Here is a 17,315-nt window from a genome sequence, read left to right as displayed (position 1 = left end):
CTTTTTTATTGCTATGTATTTAACAAATGTTTCTCAGATAATATCCGGTCGAAAAGTGAAATAACTTCTTCCGGATCGTAAAGATTTTTTGAAACGCAAAGTTCCATCATTAACCGCCCTGAAATGGTAGCCGACGAAAGGAAAAGTGACTGGGCTCTCACAGAAATATAAAACGATTCCACCCATTTTTCCATAATCGGATATGATATAACACCAAGATTAGAAAGAGTGATGGACGTATTCATCAACGGCCCCCTTTCAGACATGGTTTTCTTACACGATTTTAAACATAGCCTCTTGTATTTTTTCAATGAATTGGAGAAAACAGCTGCCAGACGCAGCAAGCCGTACGGGACTCCTCTTTTAAACCATTGAAACGCTTCTTTTACCTGTTTTCTCAAATCTCCCTCCCGGAAGAACTGCGCCGGAAGGCTGGCTACATAATTCCCATGCATGGTCTGTGGCGAATAGGAATGTAAAGGCTGTATGTCCATAGGCATGGAGACAAGCACCCGCTGTTTTCCGGAATCATGCTCCAATAATCCATCCGTCATTCTGTAACAGAGATATTCGCCAAATGTCATATCATGGCGTCTGCTCTGGCGTAATATTTCCCTGGTTTTTTCAGCGCTGAAACTGTAGGATTTTTTCACATAGCCTCTGCCTCTTTTCGGTTTTTGGTCATAACTTAAATCTAAAGTTTCGTTTTTATCCTTCTTATTAACATTGAATGCAAAGCCTGTTAAAAAAACAGGAAGCCACAAATAGGCAGATATTTTTCTGCCGGTGCGAAGAATCCGTTCCCTTAAGCCGGGAGAGACAGACGTCTCTTCCGGCACTGTGTCAATTTCACACGAATAATATTCAAGCCACTTCTTAATCCAGAATATCAGTCCCCTGCCATTGGTCACGGCATGATGCATGGAAAATACCATCGTATTCTCATTTACAGGAAACAGGTGAAAAACCAGCCTGGAATTGGTGGAATCATATCGTTCCAAAACCTCTTCCTCGGTATAATACTTAGAAAGCTGCTCCTTTTCAAAATCAAGCAAAACTTTCAGTTCCTCTTTTGGAAACCGGTTCCATTGAAACGTATTTTTTTCAGGCTGTTCCACCATTTTAGCCTGCAGCAGCGGATTTTCCATAACCAGTGCCCGGTAGCTGGGATACAATTGTTCCGGATCAATTTTCTTCTTAAAGCTGACTGTTGCTATCATGCAATTGGACGAATTGAATTCTTCTGTTCCAAAAAAATATAAACTTGCAAGTTTGATTGCATCCATCTTTTACTGCCCTCCAGCGTATTTTTATTGCATAAACCCTACATTTCTGCAGTGTTCAATCATGAGCTTTACTCTGCTGCTGTCAAGCTTTTGCCACTCAAATCCCAGCGCTTTTAAGATACCGTCAGTCTTTCTGTTCTTTATCAGGAATAATGTTTTGCTGGCTCCTTCAAAGAATATATTGGAATGGACAAGTATTCTGGATACTTCCTGTTTCGCCTCATTATCATCGTATTTTTTCAGAATATATGAGGTGAACTTGTCCACGGGCATCGGCTCCACTTCCACTCCTGCCTGATTTAAGAAACGGGCAAAGGAAATCATATTGATCCGATGGCTGTTAAATAAATGGTACGTCTCATTTTTTAAATTCTTCCTGTCAAACAGCAGTACAACTGCTTTTGCCACCTGATCTACAAAGGAAAAGTCCAGGGTTTTATCAGTAATCGCAGGGACATATCCTAGCTTTATCATGGATTTCACCATGGTATAGAACGCATTATCCTGAATATTTTCCTGAAAAATACCGGACTCTGAATCAAAAACCAGATTTCCTACCCTGAAAACATTGCATTCAATACCATTTTCTCTCGCCCTGACGATCTGCTTCTCAGCTTCCAGCTTTGTCATTACATAATAGTTGTCGGAATTTTGATCTACATCACAGTCATACTCGGTAAAAACCATGCTTGACTGATCTTCTATTAATCCGCTTCCCACACTTGTCGTTGATATGAAGTTATACACCTTTTTCTTTCCTGTACCAGCAAATTCAATGAGCCTTTTATTTCCTTCCACATTAATTGCGTAAAACTCTGAATAATTTCCAAAATGCTTAACATTTGCCGCTGAGTTTATGACTGCATCAATTTGATTTGCCAGGCTTTCATAACGTTCTTTGCCAAGCCCAAAATAATCCTTTGTTAAATCTCCGCTAAATACGTATAATCTGTCTTCCAGTGTTCGCCGTCCGCAGATTTCATCTCCAAAGTGGAATTGCAGCTTTGCATACAGCCGTTCCTTTGCCTCACTGTCATCCTTTCCCCTGACAGCTGTGTAAATCTTATAGTCAGTGTTCTTTAGCAGCTGATGTACAATCTGTATACCAAGATAACCGGTTCCTCCTGCTACTAAAATATTGTGGTAGCCTGCCTTTTCTGAAATATCTACTTCTTTATACTTCTGATTTCTTTTATGGTATTCTTTCAGGCTTTTAAGAATTCTTCCATCACTGGCTCCCCTTCCTTCCATTCTGGTGACCGCTGATTCTTTAAGTGCTTCAATCGCTGTCTTCAGCCTGTCTTTGGAGTATTTTATCTGATCCGACAGACTCCGTATTGTAGGATATTGGAAAATGTCGTTAATTCCAATTTCGAATTCCGACGCCAGCCTTGATACTGCCTGGATCGCCTTGATGGAATTTCCGCCCATCATAAAGAAATTGTCATCGATTCCGATTGTTTCAATTCCCAGAGTATCCTGCCACACTTCCTGGATTTTTTTATCCGCATCGCTTCTTGGACCAATAAATTCTGCCCCGCAATTTCCATGCATTTCCGGCTCCGGCAGTGCTTTTTTGTCTATCTTGCCGCTTTGCGTCATTGGCATAAGCTCCATCTTCATAAAGAAGGCTGGTACCATGTAGTCCGGCAGTTCCCTTAAAAGATGTTTTTTCAGTTCTTCCACATCTACTTCATCTTTTGCCGTATAATATGCAGTCAGATATTTCTCTTTCTTTTGATCCTCTCTGGCAATCACTGCCACATCATGAATCAGGGGATATTTATGTAAGTTTGCTTCAATCTCTCCAAGCTCGATCCGAAATCCCCGGATCTTTACCTGATCATCGGTTCTTCCTAAATATTCCACATTTCCATCCGGCAGCCACCGGGCAAGATCTCCTGTCCGGTACAACTTCTCACCGGATTCATACGGGTTATCAATAAACTTTTCTTCAGTCAGAGACCGGCGGTTTAAATAGCCTCTGGCAATGCCGTCACCTGATACGCACATCTCCCCCGCCGCTCCTATCGGTAAAAGCTTCTGTTCTTTATCCAGTATGTAGATCCTTGTATTGGAGACAGGCTTCCCGATAGGTACTGAATCAAATCCCATTTCCCCGCTCTGGTATTTCCATGCGGTTGCAATGACACTGTATTCGGTTGGACCGTAGGCATTCATATAATCAGCCTTGTCCTTCCACTTTTCTACCAACTCCTTTGTAATAGCTGACCCACCCGTTACCAGTTTCTTTAATGACGGCAGACTTCCCGGCTCAATGCCTGACAGGTATGCAGGCGGCAGAAGGGTAATAGTGATTTCATTTTCATTGATAAAACCCTTGAAATCATCCAGATTATTAATCACATCCCTGGAAATCAGATACAGAGTTCCCCCGCCCAGCAGTATCGTGAAAGTCTCCCACACGGAAGCATCAAAGGAACTGCTGGCAAACTGAAGCATCCGGTCTGATTCTCCCACTCCCCAGCTTTTCTTGAAATAATTCTGGAGATTTAAAATTCCGTGATGTTCTACCATGACACCTTTCGGTTTTCCGGTAGAGCCTGACGTATAGATGATATACGCCAGATCATCCGGTTTATTTACAGGCTCCGGATTTGCCTTCTCATCCAGATAAGCCTCATCATCATCCAGGCAGATCACAATACCGTTATACTTAATTCTGTCTTTCAGATGCTTTTGAGTGAGCACAATACCTGCCTGGCTGTCCTCCAGCATATATTTAATCCTGTCCTGTGGATAACCGGGATCTATGGGCAGGTAGGCACCTCCCGCTTTGAGTATTCCAAATATGCCTGTTACCATATCCAAGGAACGTTCTGTCATTACAGCAACAATGGTGTCCGGCTTCACTCCCTGCCTTATCAGTGCATGAGCCAGCCTGTTTGCTTTCTCATTCAACTCCCTGTAGGTCAGTTTTTTATCTTCAAAAACAAGTGCCGCATGATCCGGTCTTTGATCTGCCTGCTCCTCAAATAAACCGTGGATAGTCTGATCTTTTAAATATTCCACTACTGTCTGATTAAAATCATGAAGCAGCATACGCCTTTCAGCTTCCGGCACTACATCAATCTCTTCAATGGCCATATCCGGGTGCTTTACAATTTCACTGATTATAGCTTTCATCTGTTCAGCGATTCGGGCGAGAAAGCTTTTGTTATAAGCCAGGCTGTTGTATCGGAATTTGATTTGCAGATCCTTCCCGGGCATGATAATAATATTTAAATCAAAATTCGTCTGCTCCGATACCTTTGCTGAAAGTACGGTGATATCATCCTTATCGTTATCGTCTCCCTTAACAGCTTCCTCCATGGGATAATTTTCAAAAGCCATAAGATTTTGAACCAGTTCCCCTTTGCAGGATAATCTGGACTGAATTTCCGCAAGCGGATAATAACTGTGTTTCTCAGACTCCAACGCCGCTCTTTGCTGTTTTGCAATAAGAGAGGAAAAGCTTTCACCTTTTTCTGCCCGGACTCTGACTGGAATGGTATTGATAAAGAGCCCTACCATTCGTTCAACCCCCTCCACCTCGGCCGGTCTGCCTGAAACCACTGATCCAAACACCACATCCCGGGTATTGCTGTACCTTTGCAGTAAGATTCCCCATACTGCCTGCATCAGCGTACTTAAGGTAGCAGTGCTATCTCTTGCTGTTTTTTCAAGCCTTGCTTTCATTTCTTCATTTATTGTAAAATCGTATTCCTCCTGAAGATAACCCTGCCCGGCAGTTATGGCTTTCATTCTGGACAGCTGTTCAGTCTGTTCATATTCCATGAGATACTGAGCCCAATAATCCGATGCTTCCTGGTCATCTCTGTTTTCCAGCCATTGTATATACTGGCTGTATGGGTATATCCTTCCTAACTGGGGGGAACTGCCGTCCCGAAACGCTTTATAAGATTCCAGAAGCTCCTTAAATACAATAGGCAGACACCAGCCGTCCATGATGATATGATGAAAGCTCCAGATTACATGGTAAATTCCCTCACTCACTTTAATCAGCATGATCCGGACCAGCGGCTCGTGGGTTAAGTCAAATCCCTTCTTTCTGTCGTCAGTCATGCATTCTTCCAAATAATATTTCTTTTGTTCTTCCAATAAAAGTGAAATATCCTTATAGTCCATTTTTGCAGGTCTGTCTGTTAAAACCACCTGGACCGGCTTATCTGTCTGTTCATAGATAAAGGCGGTTCTTAGAATATCATGTCTTAAAATCACCTGCCAAAATGCCCGCTGAAATACATCTTTATCAACATTGCCCTTTAATGTGATTACAGCCTGCTCAAAATAAGCATTGGAATCTTTTTCCCTGAGGAAATGATACAGCATTCCGGTCTGCATCGGCGTCAGGGGATAAATGTCCCTGATATTTTGTTTTGATGCTTCCATCACACGGTACACCGCCTCCACTTCCTGATCCGTGATCTTTGCGGAGCTTAAATCACCAGGTGTCAGTTCGGTATAATCCTGAGATACGCAGTGCTCAATCATCCGTATCAGACAGCGTTTAAAATTCTCAGCAATCTGGTTTATTGTGGTCTTTTCATATTCGCCAATGTGATAGGTAAAATTAAGCTGCAGCTTTCCGTTATTAATTCCTCCATAAATATCAAGACAATATGGCAGCTCCATCTCTGGTGAAATAGTGTTACCTGCGGAGATATTCGATAACGTAAATAAACCGCTGTCTATATCCTGGTCAAATTGACCCAGATAGTTGAAACTGATCTCCGGATTTAAATTAAACTTAAGCATTTCTTCATCCGGAAGAATTGTCTGATATTTTAAAATACCATAACCAATTCCTTTTCCTGGAATGGTACGCAGGATTTCTTTCACAGATTTTATCCTGGAGGATAAGGCTCCGTTTCCTTTCATATTTAAAATTACAGGATACTGTGTGGTAAACCATCCTACGGTTCTGCTGATATCAATATCCGGGACAATTTCTTCACGGCCATGTCCTTCTAAATTAATGAGAACTTTATCCTCTCCAGTCCACTCTGAAATCGTCTCCCCCAGCGCTGCCAGAAGAATATCATTAATTTCGGTATTGTACGCCTTGTTTACTTCCCTGATCAGACGGGAAGTGCGGATCTCATCAAGCTCCATGAAAACCTGGTCACAATCTTTATAGTGTCTGCTGCTGACAGTATGTTCCTTTGGAAGGGACTTCACCTCGATCTGTTCCAGCCCACTCCAGTACGGAATTTCCTTTTGAAGCTCCTCACTGTCGGCATACTCATAAAGCTTTTCCGACCATTCCTTAAAGGAATCTGTTTTTGCCTGGAATTTAATCTCTTCACCGTTAACCGCCTGCCGGTATCCTGCTGTGATATCCTCAAAGAGAATTCTCCAAGAGATCCCGTCAACCACCAGATGATGGATTGCAAGGAACAGATAGTCTCCCTCTTTTGTCTTAAACAGACCTGCATTTACCAGAGGACCCTGTTTTAAATTCATAGAGGACTGAAGAATTCCGGCTTCTTCTTCCACTGCTTTCTTGTCAAACTGCACACTTGTAAAATCCTTTACTGTCAGTGAATAAAGATTTCCTTCCAGCCCCCGGTTAAGCAAAGCAATCCGCCCGGCCTTCTGCCTCATTACAATCCGCAGCGCATCATGGTGTTCCACCAGGCGGTCAAGTACATTTCTCAGAGCACCTTCGTCGAATCCCTCTTTCCGGTACAGCATAACTGACTGGTTGAAGTGATTTTTATACTCAGAACACTGCTCAAAAAACCAGCTTTGGATCGGAGTAAGAATTACTTCTCCTTTTACAGTTCCCTGTAAAGCAGTACGTTCCCCGGTTTTAATATAAGCGCTCAGCTCTCCGATAAACGGATGTTCAAAAATATCCTTTAGTTCAAGCTTTAGCTGATAACTGTTCAGTTTGGATAATACCTGTATTGCTTTAATGGAATCTCCGCCCAGATTGAAAAAATTGTCTTTGATTCCCACCCGTTCAAGTTCAAGCACCTTTTCCCAAACCCGAGCTATGATCTCTTCTGTTTTGTTTCTCGGCGCCACATATTCCACTGCAGCACTCATACCTGTATCTGGCTCAGGAAGGACCTTCTTATCAATTTTTCCGCTTTGATTCAAAGGCATATGCTCTAACTGTGTAAAGTAAGACGGCACCATATAATCCGGAAGCTCCTTTAAAAGATGCTCCCGCAGTTCATCTGCTTTAAGCGGGCACTCTGCCGTATAATACGCTAAGAGATACTTTTCTTTCTTTTTGTCCTCTCTTGCAATCACTGCCACATCACGGATCAGCGGATACTTATGTAAGTTTGCTTCAATCTCCCCAAGCTCGATCCGAAATCCCCGGATCTTTACCTGATCATCGATTCTACCTAAATATTCCACATTTCCATCCGGCAGCCAGCGGGCAAGATCTCCTGTCCGGTACATCTTCTCTCCGGCTTCATAGGGATTATCCACAAACTTTTCTGCAGTCAGAGACCGGCGGTTTAAATAGCCTCTGGCAATGCCGGCACCTGATACGCACATTTCTCCGGCCACTCCCACCGGCAAAAGCTTCTGTTCCTTATCCAGTATATAGATTCTTGTATTGGACACAGGCTTTCCAATGGGTACTGAATCATATCCTGTCTCCTCATTTCTGAATTTCCATGTAGTCGCAATTACACTGTATTCGGTGGGACCATAGGCATTCATATAAGCAGCCTTGTCCTTCCATTTTGCAACCAGTTCCTTTGTAATAGCCGATCCGCCAGTTACCAGTTTCTTTAATGACGGCAAGCTTCCCGGCTCAATGCCTGACAGGTATGCAGGAGGAAGCAATGTAATGGTGATTTCATTTTCATTGATAAAATCCTTGAAATTATCCAGATTATTAATTACATCTCTGGAAATAAGATATAAGGTTCCTCCGCCCAGCAAAATGGTAAAAGTTTCCCATACGGAAGCATCAAAGGAACTGCTGGCAAACTGCAGCATCCGGTCTGATCCATCTACTCCCCAGCCTTCTTTAAAATAATTCTGGAGATTTAAAATACCGTGATGTTCTACCATAACCCCTTTTGGTTTTCCGGTTGAGCCAGATGTATAGATGATATACGCCAGATCATCTGATTTATTTACAGGCTCTGGGTTGGTATCTTCTTTCATATAAGCATCTGCATCATCCAGACAGATAATATGACCGTTATAGTTTATTCTGTCCTTTAGATGCTTTTGAGTCAGCACAACCTCCGCCCCGCTGTCCTCAAGCATATATTCAATCCTGTCCTGCGGATAACCGGGATCTATGGGCAGATAGGCACCTCCCGCTTTGAGCGTTCCGAATATGCCCGTTATCATGTCTAAGGAACGTTCCGTCATAACTGCAACAATACTGTCCGGTTTAACCCCCTGCCTTCGCAGTGTATGAGCCAGCTTATTCGCTTTCTCATTTAATTCCTTGTAAGTCAGTTTCTTATCTTCATAAACAAGTGCCGTATGATCCGGCCTTTGTTTCGCCTGCTCCTCAAACAAACCGTGGATAGTCTGATCTTTTGGATATTCCATCACTGTCTGATTAAAATCATGAAGCAGCATTCGCCTTTCTGCCTCCGGTATTACATCTATTGCAGATATGGGAGTATCGCCATTTTCCATTGCCTGCGTGAATAAATATTCAAAATGGGCAATGAAGTCTTTAATGGGTATAAACTTTTCAAACACATCAAGCCGGTAATCAAAATTAACGCATACATCTGCTTCCCCCTCATGTCCCCAGATCAGAAGCATAAGAGCATTCCTTTCATGTTGATGCGACATTGTTATATTCTGGCATTCATCCGCAGTAACAAATTGTTTCCTGATTTCCTGTTCTTCAAAAGAAAGGGATATATCAAATAGATTACCTTTCTCACTTACCTCTTCAAAAACCGCACGGCTGATGTCACCAAAGTTCGTTCTTTTATGGCGGTAACATTCAAAAAGGCCATGCCTGATTATTTTCATAAGCTCTTTAAAGCTCATATCCGTCTCCGGGTTTATTCTCAGCGGTATTACATTTGCAAAATGTCCCATGGTCTGTTTATATTTGGCATTGCTCCGGTTAAAAACAGGGACACCAATCACCATATCTTTCTGATTGCAGACCTTGCTGAAATAGAGATATAAAATCCCTAATAAATAATGAAATGCGGAGCTGTTTTCCTCTTTGCAAAACTCCAGCATTCTGTTATATTGCAATTTTTTTATTTTTAAAGTGCACCTGTCACTCCAAATGGTGCTGTCATTTTCACAATCATTTCCAATTCCTTTACTTAACAAAGGTTCCGGAATCGTACGGTATTTATTCTTCCAAAATTCAATGTCCTTTAAGTAGGCCGGGGAGTTTCTATATTCCTGATCCTCGGCGATAAAATCGGTATAGGAATAGGCAACTGCCTTTACTTCCATATTTCCGTTTGACAGTTCATTGTAGGTATCAACCATCTGGCTGTATAATAATGCAAAGCCCCAGCCGTCAATGATCATATGATACACTTTTAAAAAAATATAATATTCATTTTCATCACTTTTCAATAAACAAAATTGAAAAAAATAATCGTTGGGATTAAATGGTTTTAAAAATTCACGTTTAATCCAATTCACACAAAAATCAGCCGGGGTTTCTTTCATTGAAAAATCAAGATATGGAGCTTTATACTCCAGTTCAGGCAGTATGGTCAGATACGCTTCTCCTGCCCGGTCCATAAGACGTGTTCTCAGAGTATCATTCTGATTGATGATTTGCTGCATGGCATTTCTAAATATTTTGGTATCAATGTTCCCTTTAATCCTGATATAACCGCCAAGATTATAAATCGGTTTTCCCGGATGCATGCACTGCTCTAACCATATATCTCTCTGATAAGAACTTAATCTGTATTCTGTTGTAATCTCATTTGTACTCATAAATTTCTCCCCTCATAAAAAAAAGCAGTCTGTCCCCATAAAATTATTGGAACAGGCTGCTGTCACTGCCTGGTTTCCTTCGGCGGCCTGGCAATCATGGCTGTGTTACCAGCTTTAGACCTCTCTTCACTTAAAAACGGCGCAGCTTTTTAGCATTGTCCGGAAGCTTGGGCTGATGAATAAACAACATGCATGCTAAATTCATATTTAAAGATGTAAAACTCAGCGCAAGACTCGCGATTATTTTTACCAGTTTAAAAAATAAAAGTTCTATGATTTTCGCCTCCTTTCTATTGTTTTCTACTTTCAATGTGTATTTTATCAAATAATTTACTATAAAGTAACTTAATGTAGTGAATGGTACTTTCGATTGATGTGAAATGTAACGATAAATTAAATGTAGCAAAAATGACATATTTTGCTATAATAAGATTGTAATCGACAATTTTGTTACCAATATCTAACGGAAAGGAGTTACTATGATTGATATTGCTATATGTGATGATGACAATGTGATATGCTCTCAGGTGGAACACATCATATTGGATTATGCTGCCAGAAATTTCTTGAAGATTGATTTAAGCATCTTCAACAGCGGTGAAAGTCTGCTAAAATCGTTTGACCAGGAAAAGTCGTTTGACCTGATTTTCCTTGATATTGAACTGGGCTGCATGAATGGTGTGGAAGCAGGCAGGCAGATAAGAAAAGTCCTGAAAAATTATAACACTGAAATTGTGTATATTTCAGGCAAAGACGCCTATGACAGACAATTATTTGATATTCAGCCGCTCCATTTTATTCCCAAGCCCATCAATCCTCTCACGGTCATAGAAGATTTAAAACTGGCTTTAGAACGAACCCAGAGGCTGGGCGGTTATTTCACCTACCAAAAAGGATATGATACGCACAAGATACCAATTAGTGAAATCATATATTTTGAAAGCTTAAACCGGGAAAACAGGATTGTATTTACAACCGGAGAAGATTTTTTTTACGGGAAACTGGAGGACACAGCCTTAAGTGTTACAAAATATCAATTTGTTCAGATACACCGGTCCTATCTGATCAATTATAACCATATTGCGATTTTGCGTTATACAGAAGTAGTTATGTCAAATGGTACGGTACTTCCGATCAGCAGATCAAAGCGTCATGAGTTCCGCAAACTGCAGATCAGCGAAGAATAAGGGGGAAACTTTATGAATATGGAAAGCTACAATGCGGTCTACTGCCTGGGCAATCTGTTTATGACTTTTGTCATTTACAAATATATGCATATTTTTTACTCAGACTGCAGAGTGAATTTTAAGTTGGAACGTCTGGCTTATTTCGGCTATTTTGTGGTGATCACACTTACATATATTTATTTAAAAATTCCATTGGCAAATTTAACGGTCAATCTGATAACACTCTTTTTAACAGCTCTTTTGTATGAAGGTAAAACCAGTAAAGCCCTCCTCTCTACGACCATTATTTATTTTTCATTGATGATGATCGAGACACTTGTGGCGTTTTTAACCAGCATTCTGGAGCTGAATCTTCTGATACCCTTTCAGTATAAATCGGGCTTTGGGATTGTTGCGCTAAATATACTATCCTTTTCTTATGTGCTGCTTGTGCAGGGATTTAAGAATGTGAAAACTAAATATCCTCTCCCCAATGTGTACTGGTTAAGCTTAATCACCGTTCCATATGGGACCATTATCATGCTTCTTACCATTTTCACAAACAATTCCAGATCCCGCACCATTATTTTTATTTGTATGGCGAGTGCGTTCGCCATAAATATTGTTACATTCTATCTTTACGATAAAATATCTGACTTATTAGTTGCGCAGATGAACAGAAGAATTATAGAAGAACAGAATCGTTATTATGAAAATCAGGTGGCGATGATGGAGTCAGCCTTAAAAAATATGAGAATGCTCCGCCATGATTTTAAAAATAAGCTATCCCCTTTATGTGAACTGGCAAAATCCGGGAAAATAAATGAATTAACCGAACGGCTATCCGAATTAACCGACATGTGCCAAATAACAAAAGAATATGCTGTATCAGGAAACAGCACCATTGACAGTATTATTAATTTCAAATTACAGCAGGCTGAAAAAAAGAACATACAAATTAAGGCGGATATCCTGATTCCGGAAGACTTATCAGTGGAAACGTTTGATATGGCTGTTATCCTTGGAAACTTATTGGATAACGCTCTGGAAGCAGTTGCCCAAACAGGGGAACGCTGGATTCATATTAGAATAAAATACACCAAAGGCCGCCTTATCATCGTCATAAACAACTCCTTTAACGGTTTGGCTAAGAAAGTAGAGGATCACTATATAACCCGGAAAAAGGATGAAAAAAACCATGGGTTAGGGCTGAAAAGTGTACAGAAGGCCATTCAGAAATACGACGGTGCCATGCAGGTATCCCATGATGAAAAAGGTTTTCAGGTTAAGGTTCTGATGTACATGAATTTAAATAATTGGGGAGGTTATCATGGAACATTTAGCAAATGCACTAACGGATAAATTAATAGACTGGAAAATCATAGACAGAGAGGACCGGGATTTATATGCTTACGGATTCTGGCAGGGCGGTATCTATATTTTCAATTATGCCAGTGTGTTTTTAATCGGTCTGCTGTTTGGTATGCTGTGGCAGAGTCTTGTATTCATTCTCTCCTACGGGCTGATACGTCCAATGGCGGGCGGTTATCATGCGCGCACCCAGCGAAACTGCTACCTCTTTTCCCTGCTTCTGATTGTAATTGTTCTGAGTATGTTAAAGTGGTTTCCGTGGAGCAGCATCGTCTGCATTCTTGTTCTTCTTTTTTCAGGTGCTGTCATCTTTATTCTTGCACCTGTTGAGGACGAAAACAAACCTCTCGACGAGACGGAACAGATGGTCTACAGACACAGGTCCCGGGTTGTCCTGTCTGTTCTTTCTGCGCTGACACTACTTTTTCTTGTAACAGGGCTGGTACCAATCGCAAACAATATTACTCTGTCTCTTTTGGTCTCGGCAGTTATGCTGATTCTTGGCATAATGAAAAACAAAAGGGGATGAAAAACAGAATTAAGGAAAGCCGGCGCTGATTGAAGAAATTTTCCGTGAGACATAATACTGGTATGGGAAAAGGGGAATGGTTTTTTTCCATTCCCCTCATGATCTATCGAATATCTTTACGGTCAGGCACATAATCTCCTGTTTCAAGAAAGAAGGTAAGCATACGCTCTTTCAGTTTTAAGATTTCTTCCTTATAATTCCCATCATTGATTACATTATTTAACTCCATGGGATCTTTTTCAAGATCATAGAGTTCATCTGTCTCATACAAACGCCTGACGTATTTCAAATTCCCCCTCCTGATCATAACTGCCTTTGTATGCTCTGCCCCCTCACTGCACTGTGTATCAAGTCTGGGCCAGTAAGGAGATAAAGGACCGTGTCCCTTTTCCATGCAGTGCTCCTCCCCATGAAGCCTGCCACCTTCGCAGAATACCGCATCCTTATGAAACTCCATGCCGCTTACCGCATTCAGAAGTGATTTTCCAAACTGCTTATATGGGAGAATTAAGAACAATACATGCCTGCCTGGCAATGGCATAGGCCAGAAAATAATTCTTTTTTGTTTCCTCCAGCAATGGATTATCGATTCCCATATCGTACCGGATTCTAATATCCAAAGGCACCATGTGCTGAGAAAGCGACAGAATTAACTCCTGGTTCTGTCTGAAGTCTATTTTAAAACTGTCATACACCGATTGCAGCAATTCCGTAATCAGATCCATAAGCCGCCTGGGAATTTCCAGTTTAAGACTTTCACCGTTTTCTTCCCCAATGCTTCTTTTTCCAGCCAGATGAATTGCCAGATATTTTATCTCAGGCTCTGAAAAAACGATTCCCAGACTGGACTCCAGCCCTTTCGCAAGATTCTGTGCAATGACCATTTCTTTCTCGCCAAGGCTTGTCTGAAAATAATCAGTCTCCTTTGCAGTCATATAAAGCCCGGCTTTCATACGTTTTGCTGCAATGTATATATGAATGATCAGATTTTGAAATAAAACCTCAGACAATTTGATGCTATGCTCTCTGATGCAGGAAAGAAGCGTATCTCCAATGGACCTCATCTCATCCGTACTTCTGCGCCGGTTCCCCTGCAAAATAAAATCCGGCTTCATCAGATAATTGGAGATACACAGCCTTTTATCAAATTCAGTCCCTTCTGCCCTGATGCCATAATGAGGTTTGCGCACCAGTCTGACACCGTATTTGGATAACATCTCCTCTGCCTTTTTTAAATCTCCAGTCAGCACATTCCTTGATATGAATAAAAAAGAACTTAAATCATCCAGTTTTACATAGTCCCTGCTGTTAAGAAAGCAAGAAAGAAGATACAAAATCCGTTCCTGTGAAGATGTGGGTAACACCTGTTTGTCTGCTGACACAGACATTATGAGTTTCTGATATAATACCTCATCGGTAATGGAAATCCTGTATCCATATCCTTGTTTGGATATGACATGTGCCCCACATGGCAAAAGCTCTTTATCCAGTTCCTTAACTCTGGTCCTGACTGTCTTTTCACTAAGTTCCAGTTGTCTGGCCAGTTCAGCCGCTGTAATGTATTGATTGCTGGTAAACTTTGAGAACAAAAGCTGCTGCCTCCTGTTAAGCAAGCCGCCACCTCCTTTCGTTATCTTCATTATAACATCGGCAGAATGAAGATCCACCCGATTATTTTCCGTATGCATTACGGTAAATCTTTACGCCATTACTGGGCAGGTCCGTCTTCACACAAAAACCCTCCTGAAAAAATATCACCAACACTCATTGTCAGGCAATTAATTTCATTAAAAGTAAGCCAGTATTTTACCAGATCTTTATATTCTGTAAATAATGTATTGCAATAATGCAGATAAAAATCAATGCATTTCCGGTTTGTCCAGCCATTATATTGCTCCATCAAATGATACGGTAGTTCGTAATGAGAAACTCCCTTCAACGTATTTGCATAAAAAAACTCCTTGAAAGCATACCAAAATAAGCAGGTAATGCCTCAAAGAGTAACAATCCTTTTAAGATGACTTAAGTATAATAAATAAACAATACTATGTCAATCTGTAAAAACCAATTAAAATTATGTGTATTTTTTGTGTATATTTCCCCAAAACGACATTTCTATTTTTGACCGTTTCTATAAGGGTAAAAACGGGAGCATTACTATTTCCTTCTATCATATTTTTCAATGGGTTCCGGTCCTCTTACTACGGTGCGGTGAACTCTAAGACCACCCTCTTCATCTGCGGCTATTCTCCAGTCCACCAGCAGTATTTCTCCATTTATTATTTCTATTCCGGAGATTCCCCTGGTTCTGGTACAGCAGCCCGTATTAAAATATGGAAGCTCATCTGATTTCGGAAATTTGGGTCTGTGCGTATGTCCGCAGATTAGCATAACTTTATGCCTATGAATCCATTCATCATAGATTCGTTCTATTTTATGACGTTTAAATAAATTACGGGCAGGACTTGTTGGATTGTCAAACCCCACAAGATGGAGATATCTCCAGAAATACCGGAGCAGCAGCATGGACAGAAACCACAGCTGGTCATTCATAAAATCACCCTGATGTCCATGCAGTACAAAAATCTTCTGCCCCGTGTCTTTATAACGGAGAACCAGAGCCTCTTTTGGTCTTATTCCTTTAAATAAATCCACCGTCTTTTGATTATATTCGTCATAATATTGATAATAATTTGATTTTACGAAACGTTTAGATTTCAGATAAATATTATGATTACCATACAGTGAGATGAATCGCCCAGAATCATAAAACTTCTTCATTACTGTAAACACATCGGTATGGGCCAGCCGTATGACACTGAATTTCTTATACTCCCACAATTCATCCCCATCTCCAACCTCTACATATACATAGTTCTCTTTATAATAGTAGTTTAATGCATGTAAAAAGATGTTTTGATTTCTGATAAATTCATCTGAGACACTGTCATCACCACGGTGACAGTCACTGAAGAATATATATTTAGAATTTTTATCAAACGTTATGGTCTCGGCATGCTTAAATGCGGTTGTAAGTCTTTTATCTGCTTTCATTTGGGCTCCGGTTTTCCTTTTTTTATAGTATTTAACTAATTTCAGGTTTTATACTCATCTGCATGGATGTTTTCATACACTGTGGCCCAAATGCAAAATGCCAGTTTTATCCTTCCAATTTCGTACATCGTAATATACTATCGGAACCGGTTTGATATTCATTAGAAAATGTTGGCGTGACTGCCGCTGTGCATAATATCACAAGGAGAAAGATATATAGTACGATATAATCAAACGCATCTCTTGAATAGCCTGCATATAACTGAAATGGAAAGTAAAAATTAAAAGCAGGCTGACGCCATGATGGTCAGCCTGTTTCTTCATTCCACAACATACTGAACTAGCTTTCAATTATATCCAGTATTTCTTTCATGGAGTTCTGAAATTCAGTCTCTGATGAATTCTTAAAAATCAACAGATCATCTTTGCAGTCGGGATCGTCTAATTCTTCTGGAATATCAAAATTAACACCTGCAATGTATTCATCCCAATGATCAAGCTTCCATTGGTCCCGATCACTGTTCCGGTCAATCATTCTCTGTCTGCATACTGCTGCATCCGTCTGAACCCAGATTACGGTAAGAACTGTATTCTTCTTGATCAGCTTCTCCCGCAGTGCATTCATATATCCCGTATCTCTGATTTCTCTTGTAAATGGAGCATTAATCAGCACAATATCATCATATTCCAATGCTTCCATAGCAAGGTCGACAATAGCCGCATATTCATAATCCCGTATATTGGCTTCAAAAAAATCAGAACTTCTGTTGTATTCCTGACCGGCAACAACAAAAATCTGTTTCGATAAGACAATCAATGTATCTTTATCAAGATAAACAACATGTTTTAAATTTTTGGCAAGCTGCTTTGATACGTATGTTTTTCCGCTTGCAGGAGGAGATGTTACCAGTATCAGTCTTTTCATAATTTACCTCTCTTCTATTATAAAGTCCATTTTTAATCCTATTA

The 17,315-nt window shown here is 40.5% G+C and carries 11 protein-coding genes; 3 read left to right on the top strand and 8 right to left on the bottom strand.

Features of this window, described 5'->3' with window-relative positions:
* Positions 1-11: 11 nt before the first annotated feature.
* The 3 genes from RZO55_RS03830 to RZO55_RS03820 all read right to left on the bottom strand — a co-directional run bounded on the left by RZO55_RS03830 (position 12) and on the right by RZO55_RS03820 (position 10,641).
* A complete protein-coding gene (locus tag RZO55_RS03830; RefSeq protein ID WP_318062965.1) occupies positions 12-1,286 on the bottom strand; it encodes a condensation domain-containing protein in 1,275 nt (424 codons plus the stop codon).
* Between the two features lie 24 nt (positions 1,287-1,310).
* Positions 1,311-10,226, bottom strand: coding sequence for a non-ribosomal peptide synthetase (locus RZO55_RS03825; RefSeq protein WP_318062964.1), 8,916 nt, complete (start codon positions 10,224-10,226; stop codon positions 1,311-1,313).
* Positions 10,227-10,356: 130 nt separating this feature from the next.
* A complete protein-coding gene (locus tag RZO55_RS03820; RefSeq protein ID WP_318062963.1) occupies positions 10,357-10,641 on the bottom strand; it encodes a cyclic lactone autoinducer peptide in 285 nt (94 codons plus the stop codon).
* Between the two features lie 64 nt (positions 10,642-10,705).
* On the opposite strand from RZO55_RS03820, the gene RZO55_RS03815 reads away from it, so the two are divergent.
* The 3 genes from RZO55_RS03815 to RZO55_RS03805 are packed head-to-tail and all read left to right on the top strand — an operon-like array spanning position 10,706 to position 13,292.
* The gene (locus tag RZO55_RS03815; RefSeq protein ID WP_318062962.1) at positions 10,706-11,413 is read left to right on the top strand and encodes a LytR/AlgR family response regulator transcription factor; all 708 of its coding nucleotides are present in this window, start codon (positions 10,706-10,708) and stop codon (positions 11,411-11,413) included.
* A gap of 12 nt (positions 11,414-11,425) precedes the next feature.
* Positions 11,426-12,754, top strand: a complete 1,329-nt coding sequence (locus tag RZO55_RS03810; protein WP_318062961.1) for a sensor histidine kinase — start codon at positions 11,426-11,428, stop codon at positions 12,752-12,754.
* On the top strand, positions 12,723-13,292 hold the full coding sequence (locus tag RZO55_RS03805; RefSeq protein WP_318062960.1) for an accessory gene regulator ArgB-like protein: 570 nt from the start codon (positions 12,723-12,725) through the stop codon (positions 13,290-13,292). Before RZO55_RS03810 ends, RZO55_RS03805 begins: the two co-directional genes overlap by 32 nt.
* Positions 13,293-13,395: 103 nt before the next feature.
* Here the strand turns inward: RZO55_RS03805 and RZO55_RS03800 are convergent, their stop codons facing one another.
* The 5 genes from RZO55_RS03800 to RZO55_RS03775 form a co-directional block, all read right to left on the bottom strand.
* On the bottom strand, positions 13,396-13,749 hold the full coding sequence (locus tag RZO55_RS03800) for a sulfatase/phosphatase domain-containing protein (RefSeq protein WP_318062958.1): 354 nt from the start codon (positions 13,747-13,749) through the stop codon (positions 13,396-13,398).
* A gap of 37 nt (positions 13,750-13,786) precedes the next feature.
* Complete coding sequence (locus RZO55_RS03795; RefSeq protein WP_318062957.1) at positions 13,787-14,905, bottom strand: BglG family transcription antiterminator; 1,119 nt, start codon at positions 14,903-14,905, stop codon at positions 13,787-13,789.
* 95 nt (positions 14,906-15,000) lie between these two features.
* Complete coding sequence (locus tag RZO55_RS03790; RefSeq protein WP_439100021.1) at positions 15,001-15,231, bottom strand: family 1 glycosylhydrolase; 231 nt, start codon at positions 15,229-15,231, stop codon at positions 15,001-15,003.
* Between the two features lie 218 nt (positions 15,232-15,449).
* Positions 15,450-16,346 (bottom strand): metallophosphoesterase family protein, encoded by an 897-nt coding sequence (locus RZO55_RS03785; RefSeq protein ID WP_318062956.1) that lies wholly within the window; start codon positions 16,344-16,346, stop codon positions 15,450-15,452.
* A 340-nt stretch (positions 16,347-16,686) separates the two neighbouring features.
* The gene (locus tag RZO55_RS03775; RefSeq protein ID WP_318062955.1) at positions 16,687-17,271 is read right to left on the bottom strand and encodes a P-loop nucleotide/nucleoside kinase family protein; all 585 of its coding nucleotides are present in this window, start codon (positions 17,269-17,271) and stop codon (positions 16,687-16,689) included.
* Positions 17,272-17,315: the final 44 nt, after the last annotated feature.

It is taken from the genome of Clostridium boliviensis (assembly GCF_033342255.1).
GTDB lineage: Bacteria > Bacillota > Clostridia > Lachnospirales > Lachnospiraceae > Lacrimispora > Lacrimispora boliviensis.
This window is presented reverse-complemented; position numbering and strand designations above follow the sequence as displayed.

What these genes read in the sequence shown, in the direction of transcription:
- RZO55_RS03820 (WP_318062963.1), bottom strand. Translation starts at nt 10,641, where the DNA reads ATGTCATTTTTGCTACATTTAATTTATCGTTACATTTCACATCAATCG.
- RZO55_RS03775 (WP_318062955.1), bottom strand. Translation starts at nt 17,271, where the DNA reads ATGAAAAGACTGATACTGGTAACATCTCCTCCTGCAAGCGGAAAAACA.
- RZO55_RS03785 (WP_318062956.1), bottom strand. Translation starts at nt 16,346, where the DNA reads ATGAAAGCAGATAAAAGACTTACAACCGCATTTAAGCATGCCGAGACC.
- RZO55_RS03815 (WP_318062962.1), top strand. Translation starts at nt 10,706, where the DNA reads ATGATTGATATTGCTATATGTGATGATGACAATGTGATATGCTCTCAG.
- RZO55_RS03805 (WP_318062960.1), top strand. Translation starts at nt 12,723, where the DNA reads ATGGAACATTTAGCAAATGCACTAACGGATAAATTAATAGACTGGAAA.
- RZO55_RS03810 (WP_318062961.1), top strand. Translation starts at nt 11,426, where the DNA reads ATGAATATGGAAAGCTACAATGCGGTCTACTGCCTGGGCAATCTGTTT.
- RZO55_RS03800 (WP_318062958.1), bottom strand. Translation starts at nt 13,749, where the DNA reads ATGGAGTTTCATAAGGATGCGGTATTCTGCGAAGGTGGCAGGCTTCAT.
- RZO55_RS03830 (WP_318062965.1), bottom strand. Translation starts at nt 1,286, where the DNA reads ATGGATGCAATCAAACTTGCAAGTTTATATTTTTTTGGAACAGAAGAA.
- RZO55_RS03825 (WP_318062964.1), bottom strand. Translation starts at nt 10,226, where the DNA reads ATGAGTACAAATGAGATTACAACAGAATACAGATTAAGTTCTTATCAG.